Genomic DNA, 13,412 nt, shown 5'->3' on the forward strand with positions numbered 1-13,412 from the left:
CCCTCATGAAAGTCGAACTCTCCGTTGGCCTGGTCCTCGGCGGCCTCGTGGTGTGCCTCGTGTTCGCAGGCCCGGCCGTCGTGGTCATGCACTACAGCAAGCTGTTCAGGAAGATCCACTTCATCGTCGCCTTCTTCATGCTCCTTGGCGGGGTAGGCCTCATCGGCGTCGTCGCATGGCTGGTCCGTGTCGGCTCCGACTGGGGGTTGACCGTATGGATCGGGGTCCCCGGGTTCCTCGGCCTGGTGGCCGTCTTCATCGGCGTCCTGATCGGCGTCTCCGACTGGGGCATCGGTAGGCCGTCGCAATATGGCCTGTTCGCCCTTCCCGCGCTCATTACGCTCGTCGTGATGACGTCTGGGCCGACGTGGGCCTACGTCAGCTCGCAGTTCACCTCCAACGCCAACACCCTCAAGACGCAGTTGGAGGGGTCGAAATGATGATGGTCATCCTCGCCTTGGTGCTCGCCGCGCTCTTCACTGGCGTCATCCTGTGGCGGCGGCCGGACGCCCGTACCGCCACGAAGGCCGTCACCTCCGGCTCGTGGCAGGCGGGCCGGGCCCAGGCCGCAACCGAGTTCCGCGACGGCTACAGGGCGACCCACGACGCGTACGACCGGGCGCAGAAGGCGCTGCAGGGACGCGGCACCAAGCGCGCCCGCCTCACGTCGGGGCTGCTGGAGCTGCTGGGCGTCACGGTGGTGACGGCGGGCGGGGCGGTGTACGGCGCGGCCAAGGCCATCGGCGCGACCCAGCGCATCCTCGTCGAAGCCGCCAAGGGCGGCCTCGAAGCGTACAAGACGCTCGAGGTCGAAGCTGAGGTCATTGACGACGTCGTGCACGAGGACCCGACCTACGCGGTGCCGCCCGTGGCGAACGGGGCCAAGCTGATCACGAACACGATCATCATCGCTACCACCGAGTGCGAGAAGTGCGGCACCAAGCACTCCGTGATGCTCCAGGCAGGCCAGGACAAGTCCGTGACCAAGTGCTCGTGCGGTCAGGAACTCCGCTTCTCCCGAGCCGTCCCAGCAGAGCCGAACACGCAATCAAAAACGCAAGCAGGAATCGACAACCCCGGCGCCGGGCAGGCGCCGCAACCGGAAGGACCCGACATGTCCATCTCTCAGGAAGCAACCGGCCTGACCAGCTACGCGATGGCGCACGAGCAGATCGCGCAGCAGCTGAACGACCTCAGCGTCACCAGCAACAACCTCGTCGCATCCATGGGCGACACCATCGCCCAGCACTCGGCACTGATCGGCAACGCCGCCGTCCTCCAGGACCTGCTGAACCAGGCCGCCAGCGTCGCGACGCAGATCGCGAAGGACGCGGCGGCTGTCGCCACCGCCTGACCGCTGAGGTTGCGGGTTCCCGCCACGGCGTCGTCGTGGCGGGCTCCCGGAGCAGAGCGATCACCCGCGCAGAAGGGACCCCGTCTGATGGCCGCCACCGCCGTCAAGGTCAAGCTCAAGGACATCAAAGCCGACGAGGAAACCGAGAAGCCCGCGCCGCGCCGGGTTCGCCGCGCCCTCCGACGCATCAAGCACCGGCAACGCGGGCGCATGGCGTACGCCCGACCGGTGATGTGGCTGGCCACCATCCAGACCACCGCCGCCCTGGCCGACGTGACCGGCCTCGGCCTGAACATCACCGGGCCGGCCGTCGTCCTCGCCACAGGGGTGACCCTGGTCAAGGCGAGGCGACGCGGCCAGAAGCCCGCCATGAAGCGGACGTCGGCCGCGTGTCTCTGGCTGCTGGTGGCCACGTTCGTCGGCCCGTACGGCCTGATCGCGCTGGTGCTGTGGGTCGTTGGCATCGTCTGGTCGGTAAACGACTGGTGGGCCCTTTACCGGGCGGCGGGCCGTCCGGCCCCCCGGCCGAAGGCTCTGCCGAAGAGCACCGTGTCCGGTGTCCAGAAGTGGTGGGAGGAGACCGTCGTGCCGAACAGCGCGGCGTTCGCCGGTACCACCCTCGCCGCTCCGGAGCCCGTCCAGGGCGGGTTCACTACCGTCGTCGTCGGCGTGCCCGGCAAGACCCAGTTCGACCAAATGGAGAAGGCCCGGGGCACCATCGCGTCAGCGCGTGAGGTCCCTCTGGACCAGGTCGAGCTAGGGCGGGCGCCGGGCGGCAGCCACTCCAGGGCCCGTCTCACGGTGGTAGAGGGCGGCGACAACCTGCGGCAGGTCCGATACGTGGACGACCACGCCGCGGCCATCGACCTGGAGACCGGTACGGCGCAGGTCGGCTGGTTCTTCGACCTCAAGCCCACGCACTGGTCGTTCTGGACGACGGACGCGGGCGCGCAGATGGGCATCAACGCGGGCTCGACCGGCATGGGCAAGTCGGCGTTCGGCGGCACGAAGCTCGGGCTCGTGCATCAGTGCCCGCTCGCCGTTGCGGTGCTGCTGGACAACCAGGACGGCAGCTCGCAGCCGGACTTCAATGGCCGCACAGCGATCAGCCGCGAAGGTGTGCAGGCGTGCTGGGAGGAGCTGCTCGCGCTCGACTACGTCATGGGCCGCCGCAGCGACTTCGTCGCGCACGTCCCCTGGGCCGACAACATGGGCAGGGAGCGGCACGGCAAGCCGTTCTTTGTGCCCGGCGACCCGGACATGCAGGGCCTGATGCTGATGTACATCGCCATCGAGGAGCTGCCGTTGCTGCTCAAGGATGCCGAGTACGGAGCGTCGGCCACCGAGCTGCTGGCTGACGCGGTGAAGACCTGGCGGAAGCCGGGCGGCGCGGTCGACGTCTACCTGCAGAACTTGGGACTGGAGAACTTCGGCGGCAAGCCGATCAGCAACACTCTCCGCTCGAACCTCTCGGCCGGCGGCTCTGTCGCAGCGTTCCGCACCGGCTCCGGCGTCGACTACAACATGGTCGGCCTCGCCGCTGACCCGTCGAAGCTGCCCGAGTTCTGGGAGGGCACGCAGCAGAAGAGCCGCGGCCTCGCCTACACCAGGGGCCTCGACAACCGGCCCAGCGGCAAGTGGCGGGCGTCGATCTGGCGTGACCTGTTCGGCATCGCATCCACCCCCGCGGCCGCGCAGCTCGACGAGATGACGCTGAGCTTCTACGAGGAGTACGGCGACATGGTGCGGCGCGGCGTCGACCCGCGTGACCCGGCGGCGTCGACGCCAGCGAACGCGACGCCGGTTGCGAAGCCGCAGTGGTCGTCGGGGGACGTGGAGGCCGTGGTCGAGCACGCGCTGATCAGCGGCCCGAAGGAGGTCGGCGCGGTCTGCGTCGCGGCACGGCGGCGGCTTGGTGACGTGCCGCTCGGCGAGGTCCCGGCCGCGTTGCGGGCGTTGGAGAAGGCAGGCCGGGTGAGGAAGTCCGACGACTTGTATCAGCTGGTGAAGGAGGTTCAGTGATGAGCGTTGTTCCCGCGCCGTACGCCGGATGGTTCGACAACGGGCTGCGTGTGACGGCCGTGACGTTGTCGTGGCTGGCGGTTGTGCTGGCCACAGGACTGCTGTGCCGGCCGACGCCGGGTACCGAGGTGCTGGTGCCGATGGTGGTCGCCGTGGTGGTCGCGGTGGTCATGCTGGTCGGCCGTCCGGTCGGCGGTGCGCTGCTGCTGTTCAACACGGCGGTTCTCGCCATGACCGTGTGGGGCCAGGTGGGCGGCGCGGTCCTGGTCGTGTCGACCCTCGCCGCGCTGGTGTTGCTGCCCGTTCACGCTGTTCAGCCAGGCCCGGGGAGGGGCCGATGATGTCGAAAACCGAGGACCTGACGTACCTGCCGAGGGAGTGGCTGACCAGCCTGTCGGACCCGTGCAGCCGAGGACACTGCGCTGGCTGCAGGTACAGCCGGTGCGGCCACGGCTGCCACAACGACCCCGATCCCGCAAGCACTTCTGCTGGCGTAATCTCGACCCCCAAGGAGGCGCAATGCCAAGGAAGATGACCGGCCCGGAGCACGCTGAGGCTGCTCTGGACTACCTGGCAGAAGCGAAGAAATTCGCGATGCAGGCGGATAAGGCCAGGGCCTGCGACTGGAAAGAGGTTTACTCCGCGCAGGCTTCGGCTTGCGCCCTCATCGCCGCCGCGGAGTTCCAAGCCGCCGACCTGGCCTTGAAGGCTGTCGCGACGCCCATGGCGGACGTCGACCCGCATCAGGTCAAGGAGTGGCGCCGCGTCACGGGCGCGTACGGCTGATGGCGGACTGGAAGAGGTGACGTGAAGCCCTGCTCAAGCTGGATAAGCGATAGCGATGAGGAACGTCACTGTGGCGCCACCCCTACGAGGTTGTTCCTGCAGGGGTGGCGCTGCGCCAGTCACACTCCGTCCGCGTTGGCTGGGCGGCCGGAGCCGGGTGGCGGGTACTGCGCTCCGGCGCGGTGCTACTGCCGGAAGTGCCCCTGGTGGACGGATGCGACTCGGCCTGTCAATGCAAGCGAAACTGCTTGCGTTAAGCCGCAGAGGTAGCCCTGGTGGTCCGTGCTCGCTCGCGCTGGGCGCGGATCGAAGCCTCCAGGTCCTCCAGGGGAATGCCTCCAGGCCGGTGGGCGAGCCTGGCCGCTTCGGCGGGGGAGAGGGTGTCGCGTTCGGCGCGAGCGTGGGCCAAGAGCTGGCCAGCTGTCGCTAGCGCTTTTGCCCGCGTGATGTTGGACGGGTTAGGCCCGGAGAGGGGAGAAGTGGTCACGTGTTGATGATAGATCGCTGGCTGTGCGGCTCGCGGGAGGTGTCGCGGTGGTGAAGATCTGCCCTAGTCTCGTCGGCGTGGGGAGGCCCGAGGGGAGCCCGGATGCGGGGTCCAAAGATGTCGCTACTAATTTGAGCGCAGTACTTGAACGCGTCACCTACGCCAACGAGGAGACCGGCTACACGATCGCCCGGGTGGCGACCGACCGGTCCGGCGCCGACCTGCTGACCGTGGTCGGGCCGCTGCTGGGCGCCCAGGTGGGGGAGTCGCTGAGGCTGACCGGCCGCTGGACCTCCCACCCCCGCTACGGCAGGCAGTTCGAGGTGTGGTCCTACACCACCGTGCTGCCCGCCACCGTCCAGGGCATCCGCCGCTACCTGGGCTCCGGCCTCATCAAGGGCATCGGCCCGAAGATGGCCGAACGCATCGTCGACCACTTCGGCACCGACACCCTGGAAGTCATCGAGCAGACCCCCGAACGCCTCGTCGAGGTGCCCGGACTCGGCCCCAAACGCACCAGGATGATCGCCGCCGCCTGGGAGGAACAGAAGATCATCAAAGAGGTGATGATCTTCCTGCAGGGCGTCGGCGTGTCCACCTCCATCGCCGTACGCATCTTCAAGGAGTACGGCGAGGCGTCCATCTCCGTCGTCAGGACCCAGCCCTACAAGCTGGCCGACGACGTGTGGGGGATCGGCTTCAAGACCGCCGACACCATCGCCCAGGCCGTCGGCATCCCGCACGACAGCCCCGAACGCGTCAAGGCCGGCCTGCGCTACACCCTGTCGCAGGCGGCCGACGACGGCCACTGCTACCTGCCCGCCCCCAACCTCGCCGGCGACGCCGTCAAGATCCTCGACGTGCCCGCCGACCTGGTCAGCCGCTGCCTGGACGAACTCCTCGCCGAGCAGGGCGTGGTCCGCGAGGACCTCCCCGTGGCAGACAACCTCGTCCCGGCCGTCTACCTGCTGCCCTTCCACCGCGCCGAGCTGTCGCTGGCCTCCGGCCTGCTGACGCTGCTGCGCGGCGGCCACGACCGGCTCAAGGTGTTCGCCGACGTCGACTGGGACAAGGCCGAGACCTGGCTGCACGGCCAGACCGGCGCCGAACTGGCCGCCGAGCAGCGCCAGGCCGTCCGGCTCGCGCTGACGGAGAAGGTCGCGGTGCTGACCGGCGGGCCCGGCTGCGGCAAGAGCTTCACCGTCCGCTCCATCGTCACCCTGGCCCGCGCCAAACGCGCCCGCGTCATCCTGGCCGCGCCCACCGGCCGCGCCGCCAAACGCCTGGCCGAGCTGACCGGCCACGAGGCCACCACCGTGCACCGGCTGCTGCAGCTGCGGCCCGGCGGCGAGGCCACCTTCGACCGCGACAACCCCCTCGACGCCGACCTCGTCGTGGTCGACGAGGCCTCCATGCTCGACCTGCTGCTGGCCAACAAACTCGTCAAGGCCGTCGCGCCCGGCGCCCACCTGCTGTTCGTCGGCGACGTCGACCAACTGCCCTCCGTCGGCGCCGGCGAGGTGCTCAAAGACCTGCTCGCCGCCGACGACGTCCCCCGCGTACGGCTCACGCAGATCTTCCGCCAGGCCGAGGAGTCCGGCGTGGTGGTCAACGCCCACCGCGTCAACACCGGCCGCCACCCCGTCCTCGAAGGCATGAAGGACTTCTTCCTGTTCCCCTGCGAGGAACCCGAGGAGATCGCCGCCCTGACCGTCGACGTGGTCGCCCGGCGCATCCCGCGCAAGTTCGGCCTCGACGCCCGCCGCGACATCCAGGTGCTGGCCCCCATGCACCGCGGCGCGGCCGGCGCCGGCGCCCTCAACACCGCCCTGCAGGAGGCGCTCACCCCCGCCCGCGAGGGCATGCCCGAACGCCGCTACGGCGGCCGGGTGTTCCGCGTCGGCGACAAGGTCACCCAGCTGCGCAACAACTACGACAAGGGCGCCGCCGGCGTCTTCAACGGCACCGTCGGCATCGTCGTCGACATCCGCCCCGACGAGCACAAGCTGACCGTCCTGACCGACGAGGACGAGCAGGTCGACTACGCCTTCGACGAGCTCGACGAACTCACCCACGCCTACGCGGTCTCCATCCACCGCTCCCAGGGCAGCGAGTACCCCGCCGTGGTCATCCCGCTGGCCACCAGCGCCTGGATGATGCTGCAGCGCAACCTCCTCTACACCGCGATCACCCGGGCCAAGAGGCTCGTCGTCATCGTCGGCTCCCGCCGGGCGCTGGCCCAGGCCGTCCGCACCCGGGGCGCCGGACGGCGCCACACCGGCCTCACCCACCGCCTCGGTGAGCGGTCCGCCCAGCGCTGACCGATCCGGCTTCCCTTTTCTTGACCGGCCGTTGACCTGCGGCTGACCTCGATAAGTGATCCAAATGTGACCGAACTCTCCTAAATGCTTCCGCGTCTTACATGCAGGAGCATTAGAGTTTTGGGGTGCACTTTGCGCGCATTAGGAAGGACTGACGTGAACATGACGCCTGGTTGGAGGAAGCCCGCGGCGGGCATCGCCCTGCTCACCGCGGCCGCCCTGACCGCGGCATGCTCGAACGGCAACGCCGCCACCAACGGCGACGGCGCACCCGGCGCCACCATCTCGGCGACCCCACAGGCGCCGACGATCAAAATCTCACCCGCCGAAGGCAGCTCCAACGTCAGCCCCGACAAGAAGATCGTCGTCGCCGCCGCCGGCGGCACCCTGGACGACGTCATCGTCGAAGGCGCGGACGAACAAGTCGAAGGCAAGTACAACGCCGACAAGACCCGATGGGTCTCCAAGGGCCCCCTCAAGCCCTCCACCGACTACACCGTCACCGCCGCCTCCGGCGTCACCAGCGTCACCAGCGAGTTCCGCACCCTCAAACCCGCCATCGAACTCGCCGTCGCCGACGTCACCCCCAACGCCAAAGGCGAGAAACTCGGCGTCGGCGCCCCCATCATCGTCACCTTCAACCAGCCCGTCTCCGACAAGGCCTCCGTCGAACGAGCCCTCGACGTCGACGCCGAAAAGCCCGTCAAGGGCGCCTGGCGCTGGATCAACGACACCGTCGTCATCTACCGCACCGCCACCTACTGGCCCGCCCACCAGAAGATCAAATTCACCGCCGACCTCGAAGGCGTCAAAGCCGGCAAGGGCATGTACGGCGTCAAGGACTACACCACCACCCTCAAGATCGGCGCCAAGGTCATCAGCAAGGTCGACGTCAAGAAACACATGATGTACGTCTACCGCGACGGCAAACGCGTCCAGACCATGCGCATCAGCGCCGGCAAGGCCACCACCCGCGAATACACCACCACCTCCGGCGTCCACCTCACCATGGAACGCGCTAACCCCGTCCGCATGATCTCCCCAGGCCGCGAGAAGGACGACCCCGAGTACTACGACGTGATGATCAACCACGCCGTACGCATCTCCAACTCCGGCGAGTACGTCCACGCCAAGGACAACGTCTGGGCCCAGGGCGTCCGCAACGTCAGCCACGGCTGCATCAACTCCCGCCCCGACCAGGCCAAATGGTTCCACGACACCATGCAGCGCGGCGACATCGTCGACGTCACCGGCACCGACCGCGAGCTCGAATGGAACAACGGCTGGGGATTCTGGCAGATGTCCTTCACCCAGTGGAAGAAGGGCAGCGCCCTCAACGGCAGCCGGTGACGACCGGCTCCGACCACGGCGCAGGGAACGCGACACACCGGACAGACGACACACCCGGACAGACGACCACCCCGGCCGCGCGGTCACCCGCGCGGCCGGCGTCATCAAGCGCCGGACGGAGACAGACGACGCTGAAGGATCATCCCGGGCCACGCACCGACCGTGAACGGCTCGGCCCGGGTGAAACCACACCCCTCGTAATAGGCCACCAACCGGCCGTCGTCACCGGCGTAACAATCGACCCGCACCAGCCCCACCCCACGCCGCGCCGCCTCCTCCAGCGCCCAGCCGAGCAGCGCCCGCCCCACCCCACGGCCCGAGAACCGCTGATCGATCACCAGCACCTGCACGTACAGCTCGGGCTCCCGCGCCGGCGTCACATAATCGTGCGGCGCCCCCACCACGACACACCCCGCGGGCTCGCCATCGACCTCCGCGATGCGCATCCCGCCGCCCCCGGCCCAGCCCTCCACCTGCGCGGCGCGCCTGGGATCACCGGTGAACGGATCGGCACCCCACTGCCCGGTGCGCCCACGCGCCACCAGGAACGCCACGGCGCTGTCGAACATGCCCAGCACCGCCGCCACATCCTCCGGCCCACCCTCACGAATCCTCATCCGGCCAGCCTAGAACCCGCCACCGACACCACGCCGGGGGAGTGGCCGGACCTCAGCCCCGCACCGCCCGCCCCAGCGCCGTCTCGTCATCCGGCGCCCACGGCCTGACCAGCATCACCGGCGCCTGCGACATGAACCGCGGCCGGCTCCCCAGATGCTCGTCAGCCGCGTGCACCGTGAACGGATGCACCAGGAACACATCACCCGGCCGCCCCACCGCATGCGCCACCGGCCGCTCCACGCTCACCCGATCGACCATCGGACCGGCCACGAACGGATCCAGGACCTCACCACCCCGCTCCGCCAGCAACGCCGCCACATCCCGCTGCGAACCCACCCGGATCCGGGTCGGCGCGTCCTCCGCCCCCACCTCCGACAGCAACACCAGCAGCAACATCGTCGACGGCCGCCCGCTCACCCCCCACGTGCCATCCGCCCCCTGGGTGTTGGAGTCGATATGCCACCCGCGATCATCGGCCGGCGGCACCTTCGGGAAACGGACCGGGATATTACCCAGGGAACCCATCGGCAACCACCCGCCCCGCCCGGCCACCAGATCCAGCGCCGCGCCCAGCCGCGGACTCCGCACGATCTCACCGAACGGCCCGGCCCCCGTCAGATCGGCCGCCCACACCACCGGCTGCGTCCACCCCGCCGGATCATCGGGGGACAGGCCGATCTGCCGCCACAACCCCGCCCGCGCCTTATCGGCCACCTCACGCGGCACCACCGACTCCACCTTGACGAAACCGTCGGCGACGAACCGCTCCACATCGATGATCTGTTGCATACGCAGCACGCTAACAACGCCGTCAAGCGAATTCTCAGACCAGCGACAACTGCGGGAACCGCGGCGCCCGCGCCACCTGCTCAGGCGCCCCCGACCGCATCCCGTACATCTCACACAACTGCCCGATCTGCCCCATGATGCGCTGCTCATACGCAGGGGAGGGGAGCCCCGCGGCATCGTAGAGCTCCTCATAACGCTCCACCAGACGCGGATGCGCACCGGCCAGCCACGACATGTACCACTGCCGCGTACCCGGCGGCAGCCGCAACACCACCGGCTCCACCGCCGACGCCCCCGCCGCCGCGATCCGCCGCACCGTCGCCGACAACTGATCGGCCGCGTCACTCAGCAACGGCAACACCGGCGCCATCAGCACCCGGCACGCCACCCCCGCCTCCACCAGCGCCGACACCAACTCCAACCGAGCCTGCCCACCGACCGCCCCCGGCTCCACCGCCCGCCGGATCCGCTCGTCGACGAACGCGATCGACACCGCCACCTGCGCCCCCGTACGCGCCAGCAACCCGGCGTCACGCAACACCAACGGGCCCTTGGTATAGACGGTGAACGCCACCCCCGCCCCGGCCAGCGCCTCCACCACACCCGGCATCAACCGATAGGTCCGCTCGGCCTCCTGATAACAGTCACCCGTCACACCCACCGCGATCGGCTCACCACCCCAGCGGCCCAACTCGGCACGCAACCGCGCCACCGCGTTCGCCTTCACCACGACGCGGGTGTCGAAATCACGCCCGGAATCCAGACCCAGCCGCCGGTGACCCGCACGGGCACCGCAACCACGGCAGGCATGGGCGCAACCCCGGTAGGGCGAGACCGCCCACCGCTGAGCGATGCCCGCGATCCGCGGCACCCGCTCGATCATCGTGCGGGCCTGCGTCTCATAGAACCCGCCCCGCAGAACCGCGCGCCGCTCGATCAGCGGACGGTCGTCGTCGGCGTCCACCAGCGAAAGCGCGTCCCAACCCACACCCCACAGTGGAACACGCTTTCGACTAGCTTTTCAACCGCTTCTCACACTCGGCCAGCCGCGCCCTCAGCACGGCCACCTCACGCTCCAACTCCAGGATCCGGCCGACCGAGACGAGCGTCATGCCCTCACCGGTCAGCCGGATCACCTCCCGCACCCGCACGATGTCGTCACGCGAGTAGCGCCGCTGCCCGCCCTGCGAACGCCGCGGGCTCACCACCTCGTGCGAATCGAGCCTGCGCAGGAACGCCTGCTGCACCTGCAGCATGTCGGCCACCTGGCCCAGCGTGTAGAGGGGCGCACGGCTGTCGTCGAAAGGAAGCGAAGTCATGCGAACCCCCTCACCGGATCAGGCCACGATGGCCTTGACGTCCTTACCCCGCCGCACCTCCACCTTGCGGGGCTTGGCCTTCTCCAGCACCGGAATCCGCACCGTCAGCACCCCGCCGGAGTAGCCGGCCTCGATCCGCTCGGCGTCGAGGTGCTCCGACAGGTAGACGCGACGGGTGAAGGCGCCCATCCGGCGCTCACGCAGGAACGGACGGTCGTCCTCCTCCAGCGCCTCCTCACGCCTGGCGCCGACGGTCAGCACCCCCCGGTCGACGGTGACCTCGATCGAGTCGGGGTCGATGCCCGGCAGGTCGAAGCGGAGCAGGACGTCGTCCTTGCGACGAACCCCGTCCATCGGCATCCCGGCCGGCTCGCCAAGAGTGGCTCGCGCGAGCCGGTCGAACTGGCGCTCGAACTCCTGGACGAACGGGTCGATGGTCGTGAGCAGCATGTCTACCTCCTCGCTGAAACTCTCCTGAGAGGAAACCTCCAACTCAATTCATAGGTTAACTACACGCCGAGCTCCATGCAACCGCCAGAACTAAACTGGTACGAGCGTCCCACTCCTCCGAAGGAGACCCCCATGGCCTGGCTCCTCCTCGCCCTCGCCATCGCCACCGAGATCATCGCCACCACCGCCCTCAAACTCAGCGACGGCCTCACCCACCACGCCTGGACCGCAGCCGCCGCCACCGGCTACCTCACCTCCTTCGCCCTCCTCGCCCAAGCCCTCAAACTCCAACTCGACATGGGCACCGCCTACGCCATCTGGTCAGGAGCCGGCACCGCCGCCATCGCCCTCATCGGCGCCCTCCTCCTCGGCGAAACCCTGACCCCCTTCAAGATCGGCGGTATCCTCCTCATCATCATCGGCGTCGTCGTCCTCAACCTCGCAGGTGGCCATTGACCTCCCACACCCCACCACCCCAAGAACGCGGACGCAGACGACGCGCCACCCTCCTCACCGCCGCCGTCGAACTCCTCACCCAAGGCGGCTTCGCCGCCGTCACCCACCGCGCCGTCGCCCACCGCGCCCACCTGCCCCTCGCCGCCACCACCTACTACTTCACCTCCCGCGACCAACTCCTCGCCGAAGCCTTCGCCCAACTCGTCCAGACCGAGCTCACCACCCTCCACACCTGGATCACCGACCACGGCCTCACCGCCCTGGCCGACCAGATCGCCACCGCCGACCGCCACCGCCAACTCGGCCTCTGGGAGCTCTACGTCCACGCCGGCCGCGACCCCGTCCTCCAGCAGATCGCCCGCCGCTGGACCGACGGCTGCGTCCACCTCATCGCCCAAACCCTCGCCCACCCACCCGACCACCCCCGCGTCCGCCTCCTCTACACCACCGTCTCCGCCCTCTGGCTCGAACAACTCGTCGAACAACGCCCCGTCCACGAAACCCGCACACTCCTCACCATCGCCATCGAAAACGCCTCGCCCCCCACCTGACCGTTCCCTACACTGCCCACGTGCTCCGACCCCGCTACCCGATCACCACCGACCGCCTGCTCCTCCGCCCCTTCACCACCGCCGACCTCCACGACCTGCACGCCTACGAATCCCGCCCCGACGTCGCCCGCTACCTCTACTGGGAACCCCGCGACCTCGACACCGTCCGCACCCACCTCGACAAGAAGATCACCCGCACCGCCCTCCACCACGAAGGCGACGCCCTCGACCTCGCCATCACCCTGCGCGACACCGGCCGCCTCATCGGCAACTGCATCCTCATCTGGACCAGCGCCCACCATCGCCAAGGCGAGATCGGCTACGTCCTGCACCCCGACCACCACGGACACGGCTACGCCACCGAAGTCGGCGCACCCCTGCTGCGCCTCGGCTTCCAGGACCTCCGCCTGCACCGCATCGTCGGCCGCCTCGACGGACGCAACACCGCCTCCGCCCGCGTCCTGGAAAAACTCGGCATGCGCCGCGAAGCCCACCTCATCCACAACGAACACGTCAAAGGCGAATGGGCCGACGAGGTCATCTACGCCATGCTCGAAAGCGAGTGGACCCCATGACCATCCTCCACCTCGCCCGCCACACCGACTGGCAGCACGCCCGATCAGCCGGCGACTACCGCGTCTCCACCCTCGGCCGCACCCTCGACCAGGAGGGCTTCATCCACTGCAGCCACGACCTCACCCAACTCCACGAGGTCCACGACACCTTCTACGCCCACCTCACCGAACCCCTGGTCATCCTCGAGATCGACCCCACCGGCCTCGACATCCGCGACGAAGGCGGCTACCCCCACCTGTACGGGCCACTCCCGCTGCACGCCGTCACCACCACGCGCCCCTACCGGCCCCGCTGAACCCGCCACCGAAACAGCCCGCACAAACCCGCGCCGAC

Annotated in this window: 16 protein-coding genes; 11 read left to right on the forward strand and 5 right to left on the reverse strand. The window is 68.9% G+C overall.

The genetic code is table 11. The features are described from left to right. The first annotated feature begins 5 nt into the window (after positions 1-5). From IEY82_RS04900 to IEY82_RS04930, 7 genes are all read left to right on the forward strand, one after another. Positions 6-440 (forward strand): hypothetical protein, encoded by a 435-nt coding sequence (locus IEY82_RS04900; protein ID WP_189122766.1) that lies wholly within the window; start codon positions 6-8, stop codon positions 438-440. 20 nt (positions 441-460) lie between these two features. Further along, positions 461-1,354 carry a hypothetical protein gene (locus tag IEY82_RS04905; RefSeq protein ID WP_189122767.1) on the forward strand — a complete coding sequence of 298 codons (894 nt, stop codon included), beginning with the start codon at positions 461-463 and terminating at the stop codon, positions 1,352-1,354. Positions 1,355-1,441: 87 nt separating this feature from the next. Continuing rightward, a complete protein-coding gene (locus IEY82_RS04910; RefSeq protein ID WP_189122768.1) occupies positions 1,442-3,376 on the forward strand; it encodes a hypothetical protein in 1,935 nt (644 codons plus the stop codon). Continuing rightward, complete coding sequence (locus IEY82_RS04915) at positions 3,376-3,717, forward strand: hypothetical protein (protein WP_189122769.1); 342 nt, start codon at positions 3,376-3,378, stop codon at positions 3,715-3,717. Before IEY82_RS04910 ends, IEY82_RS04915 begins: the two co-directional genes overlap by 1 nt. Positions 3,718-3,895: 178 nt before the next feature. Continuing rightward, positions 3,896-4,162 (forward strand): hypothetical protein, encoded by a 267-nt coding sequence (locus IEY82_RS04920; protein WP_189122770.1) that lies wholly within the window; start codon positions 3,896-3,898, stop codon positions 4,160-4,162. Between the two features lie 618 nt (positions 4,163-4,780). Further along, the gene (recD2, locus tag IEY82_RS04925; protein ID WP_189122771.1) at positions 4,781-6,970 is read left to right on the forward strand and encodes an SF1B family DNA helicase RecD2; all 2,190 of its coding nucleotides are present in this window, start codon (positions 4,781-4,783) and stop codon (positions 6,968-6,970) included. A 162-nt stretch (positions 6,971-7,132) separates the two neighbouring features. After that, positions 7,133-8,320 carry a L,D-transpeptidase gene (locus IEY82_RS04930; RefSeq protein ID WP_189122772.1) on the forward strand — a complete coding sequence of 396 codons (1,188 nt, stop codon included), beginning with the start codon at positions 7,133-7,135 and terminating at the stop codon, positions 8,318-8,320. Positions 8,321-8,424: 104 nt separating this feature from the next. Here IEY82_RS04930 and IEY82_RS04935 read toward each other — a convergent pair whose 3' ends face one another. From IEY82_RS04935 to IEY82_RS04955, 5 genes are read right to left on the reverse strand one after another with little or no spacing between them, the layout of a single operon-like run. Beyond that, entirely contained in the window at positions 8,425-8,937 is a 513-nt protein-coding gene (locus IEY82_RS04935; protein WP_189122773.1) for a GNAT family N-acetyltransferase, read from the reverse strand. A 52-nt stretch (positions 8,938-8,989) separates the two neighbouring features. After that, a complete protein-coding gene (locus IEY82_RS04940) occupies positions 8,990-9,727 on the reverse strand; it encodes a phytanoyl-CoA dioxygenase family protein (protein ID WP_225262286.1) in 738 nt (245 codons plus the stop codon). Positions 9,728-9,761: 34 nt separating this feature from the next. Then, a complete protein-coding gene (locus IEY82_RS04945) occupies positions 9,762-10,715 on the reverse strand; it encodes a radical SAM protein (RefSeq protein WP_225262285.1) in 954 nt (317 codons plus the stop codon). Positions 10,716-10,740: 25 nt separating this feature from the next. Beyond that, positions 10,741-11,046, reverse strand: coding sequence for a MerR family transcriptional regulator (locus IEY82_RS04950; RefSeq protein ID WP_189122774.1), 306 nt, complete (start codon positions 11,044-11,046; stop codon positions 10,741-10,743). Positions 11,047-11,064: 18 nt separating this feature from the next. Continuing rightward, entirely contained in the window at positions 11,065-11,496 is a 432-nt protein-coding gene (locus IEY82_RS04955; protein WP_189122775.1) for an Hsp20/alpha crystallin family protein, read from the reverse strand. 132 nt (positions 11,497-11,628) lie between these two features. Between IEY82_RS04955 and IEY82_RS04960 the strand changes: the two genes are divergently transcribed. The 4 genes from IEY82_RS04960 to IEY82_RS04975 are packed head-to-tail and all read left to right on the forward strand — an operon-like array spanning position 11,629 to position 13,374. Next, the gene (locus IEY82_RS04960; protein ID WP_189122776.1) at positions 11,629-11,952 is read left to right on the forward strand and encodes a DMT family transporter; all 324 of its coding nucleotides are present in this window, start codon (positions 11,629-11,631) and stop codon (positions 11,950-11,952) included. Beyond that, positions 11,949-12,503, forward strand: coding sequence for a TetR/AcrR family transcriptional regulator (locus IEY82_RS38885; RefSeq protein WP_225262283.1), 555 nt, complete (start codon positions 11,949-11,951; stop codon positions 12,501-12,503). The genes IEY82_RS04960 and IEY82_RS38885 overlap by 4 nt, the downstream gene beginning before the upstream one ends. A gap of 20 nt (positions 12,504-12,523) precedes the next feature. Then, entirely contained in the window at positions 12,524-13,078 is a 555-nt protein-coding gene (locus tag IEY82_RS04970) for a GNAT family N-acetyltransferase (protein ID WP_189122777.1), read from the forward strand. Next, positions 13,075-13,374 carry a DUF952 domain-containing protein gene (locus IEY82_RS04975; RefSeq protein ID WP_189122778.1) on the forward strand — a complete coding sequence of 100 codons (300 nt, stop codon included), beginning with the start codon at positions 13,075-13,077 and terminating at the stop codon, positions 13,372-13,374. The genes IEY82_RS04970 and IEY82_RS04975 overlap by 4 nt, the downstream gene beginning before the upstream one ends. Positions 13,375-13,412: the final 38 nt, after the last annotated feature.

It is taken from the genome of Nonomuraea cavernae (genome assembly GCF_014646355.1).
Taxonomy (GTDB): Bacteria; Actinomycetota; Actinomycetes; order Streptosporangiales; family Streptosporangiaceae; genus Nonomuraea; species Nonomuraea cavernae.